At 64.6% G+C, this 17,710-nt stretch carries 17 protein-coding genes; 13 read left to right on the top strand and 4 right to left on the bottom strand.

The window, feature by feature from the left end:
* The first annotated feature begins 113 nt into the window (after window positions 1–113).
* The 4 genes from H4I97_RS03260 to H4I97_RS03275 all read left to right on the top strand — a co-directional run bounded on the left by H4I97_RS03260 (window position 114) and on the right by H4I97_RS03275 (window position 4,984).
* Window positions 114–2,432 (top strand): methyl-accepting chemotaxis protein, encoded by a 2,319-nt coding sequence (locus H4I97_RS03260; RefSeq protein WP_378143562.1) that lies wholly within the window; start codon window positions 114–116, stop codon window positions 2,430–2,432.
* 243 nt (window positions 2,433–2,675) lie between these two features.
* Entirely contained in the window at window positions 2,676–3,446 is a 771-nt protein-coding gene (locus H4I97_RS03265; RefSeq protein WP_182306519.1) for an outer membrane protein, read from the top strand.
* A 171-nt stretch (window positions 3,447–3,617) separates the two neighbouring features.
* A complete protein-coding gene (locus H4I97_RS03270; protein ID WP_182306520.1) occupies window positions 3,618–3,950 on the top strand; it encodes a hypothetical protein in 333 nt (110 codons plus the stop codon).
* Between the two features lie 224 nt (window positions 3,951–4,174).
* Entirely contained in the window at window positions 4,175–4,984 is an 810-nt protein-coding gene (locus H4I97_RS03275) for an outer membrane protein (RefSeq protein WP_182306521.1), read from the top strand.
* A 24-nt stretch (window positions 4,985–5,008) separates the two neighbouring features.
* Here the strand turns inward: H4I97_RS03275 and H4I97_RS03280 are convergent, their stop codons facing one another.
* A complete protein-coding gene (locus tag H4I97_RS03280) occupies window positions 5,009–5,446 on the bottom strand; it encodes an ankyrin repeat domain-containing protein (RefSeq protein ID WP_182306522.1) in 438 nt (145 codons plus the stop codon).
* Between the two features lie 274 nt (window positions 5,447–5,720).
* On the opposite strand from H4I97_RS03280, the gene H4I97_RS03285 reads away from it, so the two are divergent.
* The 4 genes from H4I97_RS03285 (at window position 5,721) to H4I97_RS03300 (ending at window position 9,408) form a co-directional block, all read left to right on the top strand.
* Complete coding sequence (locus H4I97_RS03285; protein WP_182306523.1) at window positions 5,721–6,899, top strand: phosphoserine transaminase; 1,179 nt, start codon at window positions 5,721–5,723, stop codon at window positions 6,897–6,899.
* Between the two features lie 78 nt (window positions 6,900–6,977).
* A complete protein-coding gene (gene serA, locus H4I97_RS03290; protein WP_182306524.1) occupies window positions 6,978–8,573 on the top strand; it encodes a phosphoglycerate dehydrogenase in 1,596 nt (531 codons plus the stop codon).
* Between the two features lie 195 nt (window positions 8,574–8,768).
* A complete protein-coding gene (locus H4I97_RS03295; RefSeq protein ID WP_182306525.1) occupies window positions 8,769–9,260 on the top strand; it encodes a plastocyanin/azurin family copper-binding protein in 492 nt (163 codons plus the stop codon).
* A 10-nt stretch (window positions 9,261–9,270) separates the two neighbouring features.
* The gene (locus H4I97_RS03300; RefSeq protein WP_182306526.1) at window positions 9,271–9,408 is read left to right on the top strand and encodes a hypothetical protein; all 138 of its coding nucleotides are present in this window, start codon (window positions 9,271–9,273) and stop codon (window positions 9,406–9,408) included.
* Between the two features lie 53 nt (window positions 9,409–9,461).
* Here H4I97_RS03300 and H4I97_RS03305 read toward each other — a convergent pair whose 3' ends face one another.
* Window positions 9,462–10,394: an AraC family transcriptional regulator gene (locus H4I97_RS03305; protein WP_182306527.1), complete on the bottom strand. Its 933-nt coding sequence runs from the start codon at window positions 10,392–10,394 to the stop codon at window positions 9,462–9,464.
* Between the two features lie 140 nt (window positions 10,395–10,534).
* Between H4I97_RS03305 and H4I97_RS03310 the strand changes: the two genes are divergently transcribed.
* From H4I97_RS03310 to H4I97_RS03325, 4 genes are all read left to right on the top strand, one after another.
* Entirely contained in the window at window positions 10,535–11,140 is a 606-nt protein-coding gene (locus H4I97_RS03310; protein WP_182306528.1) for a LysE family translocator, read from the top strand.
* A gap of 105 nt (window positions 11,141–11,245) precedes the next feature.
* Window positions 11,246–12,649 (top strand): cytochrome ubiquinol oxidase subunit I, encoded by a 1,404-nt coding sequence (locus tag H4I97_RS03315; protein WP_182306529.1) that lies wholly within the window; start codon window positions 11,246–11,248, stop codon window positions 12,647–12,649.
* Window position 12,650: 1 nt separating this feature from the next.
* Window positions 12,651–13,655 (top strand): cytochrome d ubiquinol oxidase subunit II, encoded by a 1,005-nt coding sequence (gene cydB, locus H4I97_RS03320; protein ID WP_182306530.1) that lies wholly within the window; start codon window positions 12,651–12,653, stop codon window positions 13,653–13,655.
* A gap of 238 nt (window positions 13,656–13,893) precedes the next feature.
* Window positions 13,894–14,886 carry a Tim44 domain-containing protein gene (locus tag H4I97_RS03325; protein WP_182306531.1) on the top strand — a complete coding sequence of 331 codons (993 nt, stop codon included), beginning with the start codon at window positions 13,894–13,896 and terminating at the stop codon, window positions 14,884–14,886.
* Between the two features lie 334 nt (window positions 14,887–15,220).
* On the opposite strand, the gene H4I97_RS03330 is transcribed toward H4I97_RS03325, so the two are convergent.
* On the bottom strand, window positions 15,221–15,799 hold the full coding sequence (locus tag H4I97_RS03330) for a transglycosylase SLT domain-containing protein (protein WP_182306532.1): 579 nt from the start codon (window positions 15,797–15,799) through the stop codon (window positions 15,221–15,223).
* 170 nt (window positions 15,800–15,969) lie between these two features.
* Between H4I97_RS03330 and H4I97_RS03335 the strand changes: the two genes are divergently transcribed.
* Window positions 15,970–17,289, top strand: a complete 1,320-nt coding sequence (locus tag H4I97_RS03335; protein WP_182306533.1) for a capsular polysaccharide biosynthesis protein — start codon at window positions 15,970–15,972, stop codon at window positions 17,287–17,289.
* On the opposite strand, the gene arsC is transcribed toward H4I97_RS03335, so the two are convergent.
* The gene (arsC, locus tag H4I97_RS03340) at window positions 17,286–17,708 is read right to left on the bottom strand and encodes an arsenate reductase (glutaredoxin) (protein WP_182307527.1); all 423 of its coding nucleotides are present in this window, start codon (window positions 17,706–17,708) and stop codon (window positions 17,286–17,288) included. The two genes, H4I97_RS03335 and arsC, sit on opposite strands and share 4 nt — an antisense overlap.
* Window positions 17,709–17,710: the final 2 nt, after the last annotated feature.

Genomic DNA, 17,710 nt, shown 5'->3' on the forward strand with positions numbered 1-17,710 from the left:
TCCCAAGGGTAGAGTATCACGGTCCGTCTGGTGCCGCGCTCGCCCGCGAGCCCGCGACCGTATCAAGGGGAATGGCGCCGCAAAGGCGCAATGCGGGAAGGCTGGATAGAGTAATGCACCGGTTCAATTCACTGTCCTCGAAAGTCATAGGTATTTTTCTTTTGCTCACGGCGGCGTCGGTCGGCGTACTGAACGTTCTCGCCTATTACACGTCGAGCAGCATCTTCGGCCGCCAGACCTACCACGCGATGGAGAGCACGCTCACCTTCCGCGGCGACATGCTGAAGGAACAGCTCACCCAGATGGAGAACCAGGCGACCTCGATCGCCAAGATCGAAAGCCTGCAGCAGGCGGTGACCTCGCTGAAGAGCGGCTGGAACACGATCGTCAAGAACTCGGGCGATGCCCATGCGGAACTGCGCTCGGTCTTCGTCGACAAGAACCCGAACCCCGCGAACGAACGCGAGAAGCTCCTGAAGCCCGAGGGTCCGAGTGGCTTCTATTACGGGGCGCATGAAAAGACCCAGGCCGAAGTCGCCGGCTTCCTCGCCGACACGCAGTTCCGTGACCTGCTGATCGCCGACCAGACCGGCAACGTCATCTATTCCTACAAGAAGGACCGCTCGTTTGCCGAAAACGTGACGACCGGCGACTTCCAGGCATCCGGGATCGGCCGCGCCTTCGCAGCCGGCGCGGAAGCCGCCGCCGGCGCCACGGAGGATGCAGCCCCGACGCGCTTCTCCGGTCTCGTCGTCGGCAGCGATCCGTCCTCGCCCGACATCTACTTCGCGGTGCCGGTCGTGAAATTCGGCGCCTTCAAGGGCACGATCCTCTTCCAGCTCAGGGAAAGCGCCGTCGCCGGCATCCTCTCCAAGGGCATCAGCGCCGAGAGCGGCGAGCGCTCGGCGATCCTTTCCGGCGACGGAACGGGGATCGCATTGACGCCGGACGGCCATCTCGCTGATATCTCCGCCGCTCCCTTCGGCTTTGCCGCCGATGCGATGACGGCAACGGATACGGTCATCGCCGATTTCGACCGCGACGGCGATACCGCCCGCGCCTATGCCCGTCCGATCTCCTTCGGAGAACACGACTTCCTGGTGGTCGAGAGCATCGGTCTTTCCGAGCTCAACGCCGGCTCGCTGGAGATCGCCGGCATCCTGACGGCGATCGCCGTTGCCGCGCTCGCCGTCATGGCGGTCGCGACCGGCGTTCTCACCCGCCGCCTCTTCGCGCCGCTCGCCAGGCTTGCGACCGTCACCGGCGACGTTGCGAACGGCAAGCTCGACGACGTGGTCGGCAACCAGGACCGCAAGGACGAGATCGGAACCATGGCGCGCGCGCTCGAACGCTTCCGCACCGCGCTCATCGAACAGCATCGTCTGGAGGCCATGAACGAGGAGAACCGCGAGAAGTCCGAAGTCGAGCGCCGGCAGCGCTTTGCCGAGCGCGAAGCCGAGGCACGTACGCTGCAGGCGGTCGTCGAGGCGCTGGACGAGGGCCTCGACCGGCTCGCCGGCGGCGATCTCGACTTCCAGATCACCCAGGTCTTCCCGCAGGATCTCGAAGGCCTGCGGCACAACTTCAACAAGGCGCTGTCCACGCTCAGCCAGACGCTCTCGGGCATCGGCGGAAACTCCGTCGCCGTCCGCGAGGGCTCGGAAGAAATGCGCGCCGGTGCCGACCAGCTCGCCGCCCGCACCGAACGCCAGGCGGCCGCGATCACCGAGACCGCAAGCGCGATCAAGGCGATCACCGATGCGGTGAAGACGCAGATCGCCCGTGCCGAAGATGCCGAGCGGCTCGCCCGCAACGCCAAGAACGACACCGAGCATTCCGGCCACATCATGCGTGACACGATCGCGGCGATGGAAGCGATCCAGTCGTCGTCGCAGCAGATCAACCAGATCATCGGCGTGATCGACGAGATCGCCTTCCAGACGAACCTGCTGGCGCTCAATGCGGGCGTCGAAGCGGCACGTGCCGGCGAAAGCGGCAAGGGCTTTGCCGTGGTCGCCCAGGAAGTGCGCGAGCTCGCCCAGCGTTCGGCCGCGGCCGCCAAGGAGATCGCGAGCCTGCTCGCCAAATCGACGGGCGAAGTGGCAAACGGCGTCTCGCTGGTAGAAAAGGCCGGCTCGGCGCTGGAGGGTATCGGCGCGCACGTCGTTGCGATCAACGGGCAGATCGGCGAGATCATGGAGTCGACGCGCGAGGAAGCTCAAACGCTGGTCGAGATCAACAGTTCCGTCGGTCAGATCGACATCATGACCCAGCAGAACGCGGCCATGGTCGAGGAGACGACGGCGGCCATCCATCGCCTCGCTTCCGAGGCGGTCGAGATGGACCAGCGGCTCGGTCAGTTCCAGCTCGCCCAGTCCGGGCGGGTCGCCGACGAACAGTACGGCCACGACGCGATGCGCCGTGCGGGCTGATCAATAGAGCGACTTTCCTTGAACCACACTAAAAATGCCGGCCCTTGGGCCGGCATTTTCTTTGGTGATAGTGTCGACCCGTGCGCCTGACGGGCGCCTTACAGTAAAACCCCAAAAAAATATGGTTAAGCACTAGAGTTAACGAGTAGGCTTAATGTCGTGTTAACTCCAATTTGCGATCTTTCTGTCGAACAGGCACGGCGCCAACCCCACGGCGGAAGAAAGTGCGCGGAGTAGCGACAGATGACCAGATTGCCCATAGCATTTGCAGCAGTGCTTCTTGCAAGTACGTCGGCCTTTGCTGCTGACCTTTATGTCGAGCCCGAACCGCAACCGGTGGCACCGGCCTTCGGCGGTTTCTACCTGCGCGGCCATCTCGGAATGAGCAACCAGCAGCTCGGCAGCCTCGAACATCCGCTCTTCAACGACGTCGAGATCCACGAATTCCTCGACGAAGGCGGCTTCGACAGCGCGCCGCTCGCCGGCGTCGGTATCGGCTACCAGTTCAACGACTGGCTGCGCGCGGACGCCTTCGTCGAATATCGCGGCGATGCGAGCTTCTCCGCACTCGACCGCTACGGCCATACCGGCGGGGCAGGGACCGTATGGGACGGCACCAACGACTATTCGGGCACCAAGTCGGAATGGTTGCTGATGGCGAACGCCTATGTCGACGTCGGGCACTGGTATGGCCTCACGCCTTATGTTGGCGCCGGTATCGGCGCGTCGCGGAACACGATCTCCCACTTCAGGGACGTCAACGTTCCGACGGCTGGCGTCGCTTACGGCGACACGGCCTCGACCTGGAATTTCGCCTGGGCGCTCCATGCGGGCGTCGCCTATCAGGTGACGGACCGCATGACCCTCGATTTCGGCTATTCCTACATGAACCTCGGCGACGCCAAGACCGGCGATCTCAAGGCCTATGACGGATCGGTCACCAACGAGCCGATGCATTTCAAGGACATCACGTCCCACGATATCAAGCTCGGTTTCCGCTACTCGCTGCAATAGCAGCGTCGCAGACGGAACGCCTACCAGAAAGCCGCCGGAGCGATCCGGCGGCTTTTTTCGTCGCGGCGATGTTTTTCTTCTCCCTGTCAGCTTCCCGTCAGATAGCGGTCAGCCAACCGTCAGCCGGTGTTGAGTATTCATAATCCCATCTTCAACACGGAGGACAAACCAATGAAGACCTACACCGCAGTATTCGCCGCCCTTCTCGCCGCTTCCACTTCCTCGTTACTTGCCGCCCCCGCCATGGCCACCGAGAAATGCTCCACCGTCGCCCAGTGCCTCGGCCACGAGACTTCTTCGGCCGGCAGCAACCGTTCAAGCGACGACAACGGCAAGGGCGACACCGACCGCAACCGCGAGCGCAACGAGCGCAACGGCAATGACGACAACGGCCGCGGCGAGAACGACCACGGTGCCGGTCACGACAACGGTAACGACAGTGATCACGGCGGCGGCCATGACGGCGGCAGCGACCACAACGGCGGTAGCGACAACGACGATTGATCGTCCGCCCGGAACGCTTCCGGCATAGCCTCCTCGCATCACAGCCGGGAGCGTCGACGGGACGGGGCCGCCTTCGGGCGGCCTTTCCGCGTTCGGAGAGGCCTATTCCTTAACGAAGATGCTTAACGGATATGCTTAACGGCGGGTTAACCAGTCCCCGGCATAGTGCGGGCTGATGATCGTTGGTCCGGGCGGCGCACGCTGGCCCGAACAGGAAAAATGCCATGAAGCCGGCCCGCCTCTTCACCGTCTCCGTTCTTGCGCTCGCAGCCCTCGCCGGTTCGGCGCGCGCCGACGACAAGGATCTCATCGACGCGCCCGAAGTCGACATCACCGCGGGCGAGCCCACGGCCGGGCTCTATCTGCGTGCCGATCTCGGCTATTCCCCCTGGACCGGCGACGACGATGCTTCCTACCGCTTCAACGACGCGGGCGGCGCGCTCCTCAACTCGGGCGATTTCGACGATTCGCGATTCGGCAAGCCGCTCTCCGGCGGCGCCGGCATCGGCTACCAGTTCAACGACCTCTTCCGCGCCGACCTGACGGGCGAGTTCTTCGAGGGAACCTTCGAAGGCTCCGGACGTACCGTGCAACCCTGTTCGGGCGCCGCACCCGCCGGCACCGGATGCTCCTATGGCGGCAAGGCGGATTTCCGCGCCTATGGCCTGATGGCGAACGGTTACGTCGATCTCCTCAACGTCTCCGGCTTCACCCCCTATGTCGGCGCCGGCATCGGTGCGACCCATGTCGCCTGGGGAACCTTCAACGCGAGCGCGAGCTGCGTCGACGGCAGCGGCGCCTGCGGCGGCGCGACCTTTGCCGACGCGCGCTACGGCGGCGAGGACGGCTGGCGCTTCACCTATGCCCTGATGGCGGGCGTCAGCTACAGCGTCAGTGATCGGGTGAAGCTCGATATCGGCTATCGCTTTTCCGACATCGCCGGCGGGGCGATGTTCTCCGGCGGCAGCTCGGGCGAAGACGCCGGCCTCCGGCGTCACGAATTCCGCGCCGGCGTGCGCGTGAGCCTCTGGTAAACTCCCGCTCCTTCATCCCGTCTTCTAGCGAAGGTCCATGTATCTCGTCAGACTCTGGATTCTGTCGGGTGAGATCGACCTCTTGAGGAAAGCGACTTGCCCGCTGTCGGCGGCGAATTTTCCGCCGTGATCCGCGATCACTTCGGCACATGCTTCGCACTCGAACAAGACGGCAAAGTACAGCGGACTTGCTCCGCTCTCCTTGGCATTCGGATCAGCATGTCGTGAAATGAGAAGTTCCGTTATCGCGACGGAACGTGCTCGCGCTACGGCTGCCAGCGGCAGAACCCCGTCCCAGTTCCTGCGGTTTGGATCGGCGCCTTCATCCAGGGCTTTAGCTACGCCCGCGACGGAGGATCTTCCGATCGCCTCGAGCAGTGCGTCCGTGCCTGACGGGCGAGCGTCGCAACCAGCAGCCAGGAACGAGAGTGACAACCACAAAGGTCGCAGCCGGAATTTCATTATGTCTTTCCCAATGGAATTTCCTCATTGGAGGCTGCCGAATTGGCTACTGTCGGCGACATTTCTCCGATGTCTTCAGTAGGCGGAAATCCGCCGAATGCAAGCCAGGGACTGTCCGGACGCCGGCGACGTGCGACGTTTTGACTGCAACGGTTGCGGCAAAAATTTTCCGGATCGCGACACAAAGCGCTTGACTGGAAAAGGGCGCAGGACTAACGACGACGGCGGGACACCTCTCCCCAACGAGAGGCTAATTACCTGGAAGGGTATCTATATGGCTGATATCGTCGCCCCCGCCGCGCGTCCGGCGAATGCTCACTTTTCTTCTGGCCCCTGCTCGAAGCGCCCCGGTTGGTCGCTCGAAGCGCTCGCTGATGCTCCGCTCGGTCGTTCGCACCGCGCCAAGGTCGGCAAGACCAAGCTGAAGCAGGCCATCGACCTCACCCGCGAAATCCTCAACGTGCCGGCGGACTACCGCATCGGCATCGTGCCCGCCTCCGATACCGGCGCCGTCGAGATGGCGCTCTGGTCGCTGCTCGGCGAGCGCGGCGTGGACATGCTCGCTTGGGAAAGCTTCGGCGCCGGCTGGGTCACCGACGTCGTCAAGCAGCTGAAGCTCCAGGACGTCCGCAAGTTCGAAGCGGCCTACGGTGAGCTTCCCGATCTTTCCGCCGTCGATTTCGACCGCGACGTGGTCTTCACCTGGAACGGCACCACCTCGGGTGTTCGCGTCCCGAACGCCGATTTCATCCCGGCGGACCGCAAGGGCCTGACCATCTGCGACGCCACCTCGGCGGCGTTCGCGCAGAACCTCGACTTCGCCAAGCTCGACGTCGTCACCTTCTCCTGGCAGAAGGTGCTGGGCGGGGAGGGCGGCCACGGCATGCTCATCCTCTCGCCGCGCGCCGTCGCTCGGCTGGAAAGCTACACCCCGGCCTGGCCGCTCCCGAAGATCTTCCGCATGACCAAGGGCGGCAAGCTGATCGAGGGCATCTTCACCGGCGAGACCATCAACACGCCGTCGATGCTCTGCGTCGAGGACTATATCGACGCGCTCCTCTGGGCGAAGTCGATCGGCGGCCTCGAAGGCCTGATGGCCCGCGCCGACGCCAATGCCAAGGTGATCGCCGACTTCGTCGCGGCGAACGACTGGATCGCCAATCTCGCCAGGGACCCGGCGACGGCCTCCAACACCTCCGTCTGCCTGACGATCGTCGACAAGGACGTTCTGGCGCTCGACGCCGACGCACAGGCCGCCTTCGCCAAGGGCATCGTCAACCTGCTCGACAAGGAAGGCGTCGCCTACGACATCGGCGCCTATCGCGACGCGCCGTCCGGACTTCGCATCTGGGCCGGCGCCACCATCGAGAAGGCCGACATGGAAGCGCTGATGCCTTGGCTCGCCTGGGCCTACCAGACGCAGAAGGCGACGCTTTCCAAGGCTGCGGCCTGACACCGATCCGGCTTCGCCTGCGGGCGAAGCCCTCTTTCCCGAATTCTGACACACGAACTCTTTGAAGGAGGCCTCGTCATGGCACCTCGCGTTCTCGTATCCGACGAACTGTCGGAAACCGCCGTCCAGATCTTCCGCGATCGCGGCGTCGAAGTCGATTTCCAGCCAAAGCTCGGCAAGGACAAGGAAAAGCTCGCCGAGATCATCGGCAACTACGATGGTCTCGCCATCCGTTCCGCCACCAAGGCAACGGAGAAGCTGATTGCGGCTGCGACCAACCTCAAGGTCATCGGCCGCGCCGGCATCGGCGTCGACAATGTCGATATCCCGGCCGCTTCGCGCCGCGGTATCATCGTCATGAACACCCCGTTCGGCAACTCGATCACCACCGCCGAACATGCGATTGCCCTGATGTTCGCGGTCGCCCGCCAGATCCCGGCCGCCGACGCCTCGACCCAGGCCGGCAAGTGGGAGAAGTCGAAGTTCATGGGTGTCGAGATCACCGGCAAGACGCTCGGCGTCATCGGCGCCGGCAATATCGGTTCGATCGTCTGCGCCCGCGCCATCGGCCTCAAGATGCACGTGCTCGCCTACGACCCCTTCCTGTCGAAGGAACGCGCCGAGGAGATGGGCGTCACCAAGGTCGAACTCGACGAATTGCTCGCCCGCGCCGACTTCATCACCCTGCACGTGCCGATGACGGACAAGACCCGCGGTATCCTCAACAAGGAAGCGATCGCGAAGACGAAGCCCGGCGTGCGCATCATCAACTGCGCCCGCGGCGGCCTGGTCGACGAGGCGGCGCTTGCCGAAGCGATCAAGTCCGGGCATGTCGCCGGCGCCGGCTTCGACGTCTTCGAGGTCGAGCCCGCGACGGAAAGCCCGCTCTTCGGCCTGCCGAACGTCGTCTGCACGCCGCATCTCGGCGCCTCGACGACGGAAGCCCAGGAAAACGTTGCCCTGCAGGTCGCCGAACAGATGTCGGACTACCTCATCAAGGGCGCAGTTTCCAACGCCATCAACATGCCGTCGATCTCGGCGGAAGAAGCCCCGATCCTGAAGCCTTTCATCCGGTTGGCCGACGTGCTCGGCTCGTTTGCAGGGCAGGTCACGGAAAGCCCGATCAAGGAAATCGAGATCCTTTATGACGGCCAGACGGCGACGATGAACACCAAGGCGCTGACGTCTGCGCTTCTGGCGGGCCTGATCCGCAATCAGGTCTCCGACGTCAACATGGTTTCGGCGCCGATCATGATCAAGGAAAAGGGCATCGTGCTCTCCGAGGTCAAGCGCGACAAGACCGGCGTCTATGACGGCTACATCAAGCTCACCGTCGTCACCGAGCGGCAGACGCGTTCGGTCGCCGGCACGGTCTTCTCCGACGGCAAGCCGCGCTTCATCCAGATCAAGGGCATCAACATGGACGCCGATGTCGGTCAGAACATGATCTACATCTCCAACACCGACGTCCCCGGCATGATCGGCTTCATGGGCACCACCCTCGGCGAGGGGCGGGTCAACATCGCCAACTTCCAGCTCGGCCGAGAGAAGGAAGGCGGCGACGCGATCGCGCTTCTCTATGTCGACGGCGCCGTCGATCAGGCCGTCCTCGACAAGCTGACCGCCAACCCGGCGATCAAGCAGGCGAAGCCGCTCGTCTTCAACGTCGACTGAGAAAGCCTCCCGTCCAGGGAAGTGACCGAATCCCGGCGCGGATCTTGACGATCACCGCCGGGATTCTTTTGCCGGTCGGCAAGGCGAGGCCGCCGCCGCCGGTCAGGGCAATTCTGTCTTGATAAAGACAACTTTTGGGCGACGAATGTCCCGATGTCGCTTCTGCATTTCCGCAAGCGACGCGGAGGATTTCCCATGTATATCGCCAAGTTTGCAGACTTGACCGCTGGCTGTCTGTTAGCCCTTACCCTCGCCACACCCGCCTTCGCCAGCACGACTGTCAATGTCGATCTCTGGGATAACGGCGGGACATGGGACTTGTCGCAGAACATGCATCGAGGCATGGGCATGCAGGGTGGGATGATGATGACCATGATGGGCGTCAAGGTCGACAAGGCAATCGTTCCGGCCGGAAAGGTTACCTTCGAGGTCAAGAATGTCTCAAAGGAGACGATCCACGAAATGCTGGTCGCCCCGATCAAGGACGCGAATGCGACGCTACCTTTCATAGAGAAAGAGAATCGCGTTGACGAAGAAGCCTCCGGCGATCTGGGCGAGGTTTCCGAACTCGATCCCGGCCAGACAGGTGCGCTGACACTCGACCTCAAGCCGGGCCTCTATATCCTGTTCTGCAATGTGCCGGGGCACTATACGGCTGGCATGTGGACCACGGTCGAGGTCAAATAGGCCTATCCGTATGAAATTCGATTGCCCCGCGGTCATGCGGCAGCGATCGCGCTTCGCTATGCCACCGTCGACCAGGCCATCCTCGGCAAAGCTGACCGCCAACCCGACGATCAACCAGACGAAGCCGCTGGTCTTCAACGTCGACTGAGGCAGTCACCCATCCATACAAGGCCCGGTGCGGAATTTCCGCGCCGGGCCTTTTCATGCCTGCCCGCGGCTCTCGCGGCGGAAACGGGCGGGCGAAGTGCCGAAGGCCGTCTTGAAGCGCTGCGAGAACGAGGGCAGGGAACGATAGCCGCAGCGCTCGGCGATCTCGGCGACGTCCAGTCCGGAGCGGGAGAGCAGCGCCCTTGCCTTCGCCAGCCGCCATGCGGTGAGATATTCGATGGGCGGCAGGCCGACATCGGCGGCGAATTCCGCAGCGAACCGGCTGCGCGACATTCCGGCGACCTTCGACAGCAGGTTGACCGTCCAGTCTTGCTCGGGCGCATCGTGCATGGCGTAGAGGGCGCGCGAGAGCCGCCGGTCGGCGAGTGCGGCGACAAAGCCGGTGCGGGTCTCCTCGTCCATGGAAAGGCGGCGGATCGTCTGGATCAGGATGATCTCGACGAGCCGCGTGACGATCGCCGGCATCCCCTGTTTCCGGCCCGTCGCCTCCATCGTCAGCAGCCGGAGAGCCGCGGCGGCGGCCGCCTCGTCCCGCAACTCGGCCGGGCGGACGACCAGAAGCGCCGGCAGCCCGGCAATCAGCGGATGGGTGATCGCCTCGTCGAAGGCGCAGAAGCCGCAGAGCAGGCGCGTCGCCGGATTGCCGCCCGTGTTCACCACCCCGTCCTGTGGCGGATGCCGTGCCAGCACCTCGGCGAGATCGACGGGCGGCCGCATCGGCAGGTCGGAGACGATCTGTGCGCTTCCGTGCGGCACGATCGCGAGATCGCCTTCGACGAGCCTTTGCGGCTCTTCGTCCCCGACGCGGATCCAGGCATCCCCATCGAGCACCACGTGGAAGCGGATATGCTGCCGCTCCTTCGGCAGGCCGACCGAGAACACCTTAGGAAACGCCGCTTCGAAGTAGAGCCGGGTTTCGAGCCGCAGCGCCGAAAATATCCCCGTCAGAATGTCATTCTTATTCATCGCAGTCGATCTCGGGACGTTTGGATAAAAACACGAGATGGTTCGAGGCTGCGCCTGCATCCGCCCGATGTCAACATCGCGGCCACGATCGGACCTTGCCGACCGGAACGCGCCCTGAAACACCCGACCGGGAGGTCCCCATGTTCTCCGGAAATCTTCTCGCCCTTGCCGGCTTCGCCCTCGTCATGTCGATCTCGCCGGGGCCGTCGAACGTCATGCTGCTCGCCTCCGGCATGAATTTCGGCTTCGCCCGTTCGCTGCCGCTGCTCTTCGGGGTGACCTGCGGTTTCCTGTCCATGGTTCTGGTCGTCGGCCTCGGGCTCGGCGAGGTGCTGGCGATGTCGCCGGCCGTCTACCTCGCGCTCAAGGTTCTCTCCGCTGCCTATGTCCTCTGGCTCGCCGTGAAAATCGCCCGGAGCGGCGCTTCGGGCGCGGCCGACGATCCTTCGATGGCCCGTCCGATCGGCTTCGTCGAGGCGGCGCTTTTCCAGCTCGTCAATCCGAAGGCCTGGGCGGTGGCGCTGATCGTCACGGCGTCCTACACCGATCCGTCCCGCTATCTCGCGAGCCTGATGGTGCTGATTGCCGTCTTCGCGGTGGTGAACGTACCCTCGATCGGCCTCTGGTCGCTTTCGGGCCAGGTCCTGAAACAGGTTCTCGGCGAAGGAAAGTACGTCGTTCCGTTCAACGTTGCGATGGCGGTTCTGCTCGTCGCCTCGATGGTGCCTGTGTTCATCGGGGCTTAAGGCCCGGTCGAGCCACAGTGGACCAAATGCCGCACTCATGTTGACCTCACGAGGCGTCGCGCTAGTTTCTTGGTGGTTATCCGCAGCAACCAGGAAGCAGACGCGATGTTTGATGCCCTCAATGCGGAAGTTCTGGCGCGATTCCAGTTCGCCTTCACCGTCTCTTTCCACATCATCTTCCCCGTCTTCTCCATCGGACTTGCGAGCTACCTCGCCGTTCTCGAAGGCCTGTGGCTCTGGAAGAAGGACACGGTCTATCTGGAGCTCTTCAATTTCTGGAAGACGATCTTCGCCGTCGCTTTCGCCATGGGCGTCGTCTCCGGCATCGTGATGTCCTATCAGTTCGGCACGAACTGGAGCGCCTTCTCCGACAAGGCGGGACCCGTGATCGGGCCACTGATGGGATACGAGGTGCTGACGGCCTTCTTCCTGGAGGCGGGCTTCCTCGGCGTGATGCTCTTCGGCCTCAGGCGGGTCGGAGAGGGGCTGCACTTCTTCGCGACCTTGATGGTCGCCGCCGGCACGCTGATTTCCGCGACCTGGATCCTCGCGGTGAATTCCTGGATGCAGACGCCGACGGGTTTCGCCTTCAACGACGCGGGCCAGTTCGTGCCCGTCGACTGGTGGCAGATCATCTTCAATCCGTCCTTTCCTTACCGCCTCGTCCACATGGTCATCGCCGCCTACCTGACGACGGCCTTCGTGGTCGGCGGCGTCGGGGCCTGGCACCTGTTGCGCGGCACCGCGCCGCGTCGCTCCGGCCGCATGTTCTCGATGGCGATGTGGATGGCGGCGATCGTCGCGCCGATCCAGATCGCCGCCGGCGACCTGCACGGGCTCAATACGCTCGAGCACCAGCCGGTGAAGATCATGGCGATGGAGGGCCATTTCGACAGCCATCCGGAAGGCGCGCCGCTTTATCTCTTCGGCCTGCCGAACCAGCGGGAGCAGCGGCTCGATTACGCGATCGGCATTCCGAAGGTCTCGAGCCTCATCCTCAAGCACGATCTCAATGCGCCGCTTGCCGGCCTCGACACCGTGCCGCGAGACCGGCAGCCGCCGGTGGCGATCGTCTTCTGGTCGTTCCGGGTGATGCTGCTCGTCGGCTTCCTGATGCTCGGCGTCGGTCTATGGAGCCTCTGGAACCGTTACCGCGGCACGCTCTACGGCAATTCGGCGCTGCACCGCGTCGCGGTCCTGATGTCGCCTGCGGGTTTCGTCGCGGTGATCGCCGGCTGGGTCACCACGGAGGTCGGCCGCCAGCCCTTCACTGTCTACGGGCACATGCTGACGGCAGATTCGCTCTCGCCGATCGGCGCGCCGGCGGTGGGCGCCTCCCTCGTCGCCTTCATCATCGTCTATTTCCTCGTCTTTGGTGCCGGCACCTTCTACATGCTCCGGCTGATGGCGCGGCTGCCGCACGACCCGACGCCGGAACTCGGTGAAGGACCGATCCGCACGTCGGGCGTCACCCCCGGCCCCGCCGGCAACGCGCCCCAGGGAGGCTGACATGCCCTTCGATCTTGCTTTCGTCTGGGCCGCCCTCATCGCCTTTGCGGTCCTCGCCTATGTGATCCTCGACGGCTTCGACCTCGGGATCGGAATCCTCTTCCCGTTCTTCCCGGAAAAGCACGACCGCGACCAGATGATGAATTCGGTCGCGCCGGTATGGGACGGCAACGAGACCTGGCTGGTGCTCGGCGGCGGCGGTCTGCTCGCTGTCTTTCCGCTCGCCTATGCGACCATCCTGCCGGCCCTCTATGCACCGCTGATCGCCATGCTGCTCGGGCTCATCTTCCGCGGCGTCGCCTTCGAATACCGCTGGCGCACGCGGCGGGCCGAGCGCCTGTGGGATGCCGCATTTGCCGGCGGATCGCTGGTCGCGGGCTTTTCCCAGGGCGTCGCGCTCGGCGCGCTGGTACAGGGCATTCCGGTCGAGAACCGGGCCTATGCCGGCGGCTGGTGGGACTGGCTCACGCCGTTCTCGGTGGCGACCGGCATCGCCCTCGTCGTCGGCTATTCGCTGCTCGGCGCGACGTGGCTGGTGATGAAGACGAGGGGTACGCTTGCGGCACGGGCGGCGGACTACGCCCGCGTCGCGGCACTGCTCACCGTTGCCGGCATGGGCGTCTTCAGCCTCTGGACGCCGTGGCTGAAGCCGCTCTACCTCGAACGCTGGTTCGGCTTTCCGACCGCCGTCTTCACCGTGCTCGTGCCGCTCATGGTGATCGCCTGCCTCTATGCGATCATCCGCGGCCTGCAGCAGGGCAGGGAAGTCCAGCCCTTTCTCGGCGCACTCGGCCTCTTCGTCCTCGGCTATGTCGGGATCGGGATCAGCTTCTATCCCTATATCGTGCCGACCTCGATCACCATTCAGGATGCGGCGGCCCCGCCGGAGAGCCTCGCCTTCCTTCTGGTCGGTGCCGCCGTGCTCGTGCCGATCATCCTCATCTACACCGGCTACGCCTACTGGGTCTTCCGCGGCAAGGTCGATCCGGAGGAGGGCTATCACTGATGGCCGGTTCCGGTCTCGCAAAACGGCTGTTCTGGTTTCTGGCGCTCTGGGCCGGCGGGGTCGCGAGCGTGCTCGTCGTCGCGCTCGCGATCAAGGCCGCGCTCGGCGCTTGAGCGGTCCGGTCCCGGGATCACGGTCGAAAAAGAGGGCTTCGCGACTTCAAATCCCTGTCGGGGAACGCCATATGAAGGCGCCGAGGACGTCTGCGTCCGGCGAGGCACATACACGAGGAGATGAAATGCGACGCTACGGCAAGTTTCTTGGAATTCTGGCGATCGGTCTGGCGACCATGCTGACGTTCGCCGATCTTGCCGAGGCGCGACGCGCCGGAAGCTTCGGCGGTTTCGGCAGCCGTGGCACCCGCACCTACAGCGCACCGCCCGTCACCCGCACGGCCCCCGCGACGGCTTCCCCGATCGAGCGCAGCATGACGCCGCAAAGCCAGGCCACGCGTCCGGCCGCCGCGCCGAACCAGACGGGGCGCACCGGCGGCCTGTTCGGCGGCCTCGCCGGCGGCCTGATGGGCGGCCTGTTGATGGGTGGCCTGTTCGGCATGCTGATGGGTACGGGCTTCGGCGGCGGCTTCGGCTTCCTTGGCCTTCTGCTGCAGGGTGTACTGATCTTCCTGGCCATTCGCTTCGCCATGCGCATGTTCGGCAATAACCAGACCGCCTATTCGGGTGCCGGCGCCGGTTCTTCGGCCCGGAGCAACGTCGCGAGCGGCCCCGGCTTCCATATTCCGCGCATGGGCGGCGTCGATTTCGGCGGCTCGTCGGCATCCGCCGCACCGCCCAAGCCGTCCGCCTCCGCCGACGAGATCGGCATCAGCCAGGCGGATCTCGACCGCTTCGACGGCCTGCTGAAAGAAATGCAGACCGCCTATATGGCCGAGGACTATTCCGCGCTCCGCCGCATCACCACGCCGGAAGCCATGTCCTACCTCGCCGAGGAACTGAGCGAGAACGCCACCAAGGGGGTCAAGAACGAGGTGCGCGATGTCCGGCTGCTGCAGGGTGATGTCGCCGAAGCCTGGCGCGAGGGCCATGTCGACTATGCGACCGTCGCCATGCGCTACGAGAGCATCGACGTCCTGCGCGACCGCGCGACCGGCAAGGTGGTGAGCGGCGACCCGGACAATCTCACCGAATCGACCGAGATCTGGACCTTCGTCCGCCGCCCCGGAACCGACTGGCAGATCTCCGCCATCCAGGCGGCAGGCGAGGCGGAGTAGCCGCCGCCGTCCGGGTTTGCCTCTTCTCCCCGCTGGGAGAAGCGCCGGGTGTATGCGAGGCGATGACGGGGACGTAGGGACGTCGCGTGCGGTCGTGGATCCTCGGGTCAAGCCCGAGGATGACGATCTTCCGTGTCTCGCAAAGCGGTACCTCACCGCGCCGTCTGCGCGAGTTCGGGCATCAAGTCACCCCGTGGAACGTCATCCCGTTCCCCAACCTGTCTTTGGGCGCGGGTCGGCGCATACGCCGTCATCCTCGGGCTTGACCCGAGGATCCACGCCATACCGGCCAAAGGCGGAGGAGATGGCCTTCTCCGCCCCCCCGCCGGCCTTCTCAGTCCGGGCAGCTCTGCAGCTGCCGGGCGTAGGTATAGGTGATTTCGGTGAAGCGCTTGGCGCCGGAGAGCGCTTCGCTGTTGTTTCTCCAGCTGCCCTTGGCGTAGCCGGCATGGCCGGAATGGTAGGCGAGGTAGAGCTGGTAAGGATCGTTGAGCGGGATGCCGTTCTTCAGCGCGCTCTCGCGGTGATACCAGCCGATGAAGGACATCGCGTCGGAGAAATCGGTGCGCCGTGCCGACCAGCGGCCGGTCTCGCGCTGGTAACGTTCCCAGGTGCCGTCGAGTGCCTGCGAATAGCCGTAGGCCGTCGATTTCCGTTTCCAGGGGATGAAGCCGAGCAGCTTGGTGCGCGGCGGGCGCGCATTGTGCTTGAAATTCGATTCCGTGTAGATCGTCGCCATCAGGATCGGCACGGGCACGCCGTATTCCCGTTCGGCACCCTTTGCCGCCCGCCGCCAATTGTTGAACAGCCCGTCACGCTGCTCGAATATCGCGCAGGCATTTCGGGTCTGGCTCGGCGGTTTCGCACAAGCGGTCAATGCCAGCAGAAGGCCAACGACAATTACGCCACGCATCGCTAATCCTCACTTCGACGGACAATCCTATTAGGTAAAATTTAACGAAAGGTTTTCCGATCGAGGCTTTTGCGTCGCCGTGCTGCTTCGCCGGCGGAACTGGCGGATCGCGCGAAGACAGGGTAAAGGCAGTCTCAGGTTGTCCGTGGCGAGCGAGCAAGGAACATTCAATGAGCACCCGGCCGACGCCCCTGCCGGTCGTCGCCTTCCATATCCACCAGTGGAAAAGGCGGCTGCTGGAGGCCTATTTTCCGGAATGGCGCTTCCACTACATCCCCTTTCACCTCGGTGACGATGCGTTCCGCACCGTCTGGGCGCCGCGGATCGCCGCGCTCGGCAACACCGCCTTCGTCGTCTGGGGACCGAACCTGCCGGAGGCGGCGCGCGCCCATGCCGCGGCGTACGGCATTCCTGTCCATTTCGTCGAGGATGGCTTCCTGCGTTCGCTGCAGTCGAGCGCCGGGCAGAGCGCACCCTTCTCGCTGACGGTCGACGGCAAGCGGCCCTATTTCGACGCGCGCGGCCCTTCCGACCTCGAAGACCTTCTGAGAACTCATGATTTCGAAGGCGATCCAGCGTTGCTCGCGCGGGCAAGTGCCGGCATCGCGGCGCTCCTCGAGAGCCGGGTCAGTAAGTACAACGCGCCTGAGGCCGCGCGAACCGCGCCGGCAAGGGGCGACGGACGCCGTAGCGTGCTGGTGGTCGGGCAGGTGGAGGACGATGCCTCGATCCGCTTCGGCTGCGACCGGCTCTTCCGCAACAACGATCTCGTGCGGCTCGCGGCTCAGGAAAATCCCGGCGCCCGCATCGTCTACAAGCCGCATCCCGACGTGCTGAAGGGCGTGCGCAAGGCGCAGTCCGATCCGCAGGAGGTCGCGCATCTCTGCGAGATTCTCGTCGACCCGGTTCCGCTTCCGGACGTGCTGGAGGCTGCCGACCATGTCTATACCATCACCTCGCTCGCCGGCTTCGAGGCGCTGTTGCGCGGCAAGCCGGTGACGGTGATCGGCTCGCCCTTCTACGCCGGCTGGGGCCTCACCGACGACCGGCAGGCCAATCCGCGGCGAGGGAGAAAGCTCAGCCTCGAGGCGCTGTTTGCCGGCGTCTATCTCCTCTATCCGCGCTATTTCGATCCGCTGACGGGGGCGGCGAGCAGCTTCGAGGCGTGTCTTTCGCAGATGATCGCCTGGCGCGAGGAGGGGGTGCCGGCGGAAAGCCGCCGGCTCGTCGGAACGCGCCGGCGCACCGCGCCCTGGCGGCCTTACGGTCCCTACGGCCTCCTCGGCTGGCGGCATCTCCTGCCGCCGCTCGTCGCGCCGCTCGTCGCCCGGCTCGGCTCGGCCGAAGATGCGGAGAGCTACCGTCGTGATCCGATCGGCTTCTTCCGGGAGCTTTCCGATCCCGGTTTCCGAAGGCTCGGGCGGCTCCTCTATCCCTTCGACGACGACCGCTTTGCCGCCGGCTTCGACCGGCCGCCGGCGGAAAATTAGAGGCGTTCGCCTCTCTCGCCGAGAACCTGTTCGCCGTCTTCCTTGGTGAAGGCGCCCTTGAACGTGTCGGCCGGCAGGATGTCGAGCACGGCTTCCGAGGGCCGGCAGAGCCGGGTGCCGAGCGGCGTCACCACGAGGGGCCGGTTGATGAGGATCGGGTGGGCGAGCATGGCGTCCAGCAGCGCGTCGTCGGTCAGCGCCGGGTCGTCGAGGCCGAGCTCGGCATAGGGCGTGCCCTTCTCGCGGATCGCCTCGCGCACGGTGAGCCCCGCATCGCGGATCATAGTGGCGAGTTCGTCGCGGCCCGGCGGCGTCTTCAGGTATTCAACGACCGTCGGCTCGATGCCGGCATGGCGGATCAGCGCCAGCGTGTTGCGCGAGGTGCCGCAGGCGGGGTTGTGATAGATGACGACGTCCATGT

This window comes from Ciceribacter thiooxidans, from assembly GCF_014126615.1.
Lineage (GTDB): Bacteria > Pseudomonadota > Alphaproteobacteria > Rhizobiales > Rhizobiaceae > Allorhizobium > Allorhizobium thiooxidans.

Excerpts from the sequence above, each read along its gene's own strand:
- H4I97_RS03335 (WP_182306533.1), top strand. The coding sequence starts at position 15,970 with ATGAGCACCCGGCCGACGCCCCTGCCGGTCGTCGCCTTCCATATCCAC.
- H4I97_RS03305 (WP_182306527.1), bottom strand. The coding sequence starts at position 10,394 with ATGAATAAGAATGACATTCTGACGGGGATATTTTCGGCGCTGCGGCTC.
- H4I97_RS03330 (WP_182306532.1), bottom strand. The coding sequence starts at position 15,799 with ATGCGTGGCGTAATTGTCGTTGGCCTTCTGCTGGCATTGACCGCTTGT.
- H4I97_RS03315 (WP_182306529.1), top strand. The coding sequence starts at position 11,246 with ATGTTTGATGCCCTCAATGCGGAAGTTCTGGCGCGATTCCAGTTCGCC.
- cydB (WP_182306530.1), top strand. The coding sequence starts at position 12,651 with ATGCCCTTCGATCTTGCTTTCGTCTGGGCCGCCCTCATCGCCTTTGCG.
- arsC (WP_182307527.1), bottom strand. The coding sequence starts at position 17,708 with ATGGACGTCGTCATCTATCACAACCCCGCCTGCGGCACCTCGCGCAAC.
- H4I97_RS03270 (WP_182306520.1), top strand. The coding sequence starts at position 3,618 with ATGAAGACCTACACCGCAGTATTCGCCGCCCTTCTCGCCGCTTCCACT.
- H4I97_RS03295 (WP_182306525.1), top strand. The coding sequence starts at position 8,769 with ATGTATATCGCCAAGTTTGCAGACTTGACCGCTGGCTGTCTGTTAGCC.
- H4I97_RS03325 (WP_182306531.1), top strand. The coding sequence starts at position 13,894 with ATGCGACGCTACGGCAAGTTTCTTGGAATTCTGGCGATCGGTCTGGCG.
- serA (WP_182306524.1), top strand. The coding sequence starts at position 6,978 with ATGGCACCTCGCGTTCTCGTATCCGACGAACTGTCGGAAACCGCCGTC.
- H4I97_RS03265 (WP_182306519.1), top strand. The coding sequence starts at position 2,676 with ATGACCAGATTGCCCATAGCATTTGCAGCAGTGCTTCTTGCAAGTACG.
- H4I97_RS03300 (WP_182306526.1), top strand. The coding sequence starts at position 9,271 with ATGAAATTCGATTGCCCCGCGGTCATGCGGCAGCGATCGCGCTTCGCT.
- H4I97_RS03275 (WP_182306521.1), top strand. The coding sequence starts at position 4,175 with ATGAAGCCGGCCCGCCTCTTCACCGTCTCCGTTCTTGCGCTCGCAGCC.
- H4I97_RS03280 (WP_182306522.1), bottom strand. The coding sequence starts at position 5,446 with ATGAAATTCCGGCTGCGACCTTTGTGGTTGTCACTCTCGTTCCTGGCT.
- H4I97_RS03260 (WP_378143562.1), top strand. The coding sequence starts at position 114 with ATGCACCGGTTCAATTCACTGTCCTCGAAAGTCATAGGTATTTTTCTT.
- H4I97_RS03310 (WP_182306528.1), top strand. The coding sequence starts at position 10,535 with ATGTTCTCCGGAAATCTTCTCGCCCTTGCCGGCTTCGCCCTCGTCATG.
- H4I97_RS03285 (WP_182306523.1), top strand. The coding sequence starts at position 5,721 with ATGGCTGATATCGTCGCCCCCGCCGCGCGTCCGGCGAATGCTCACTTT.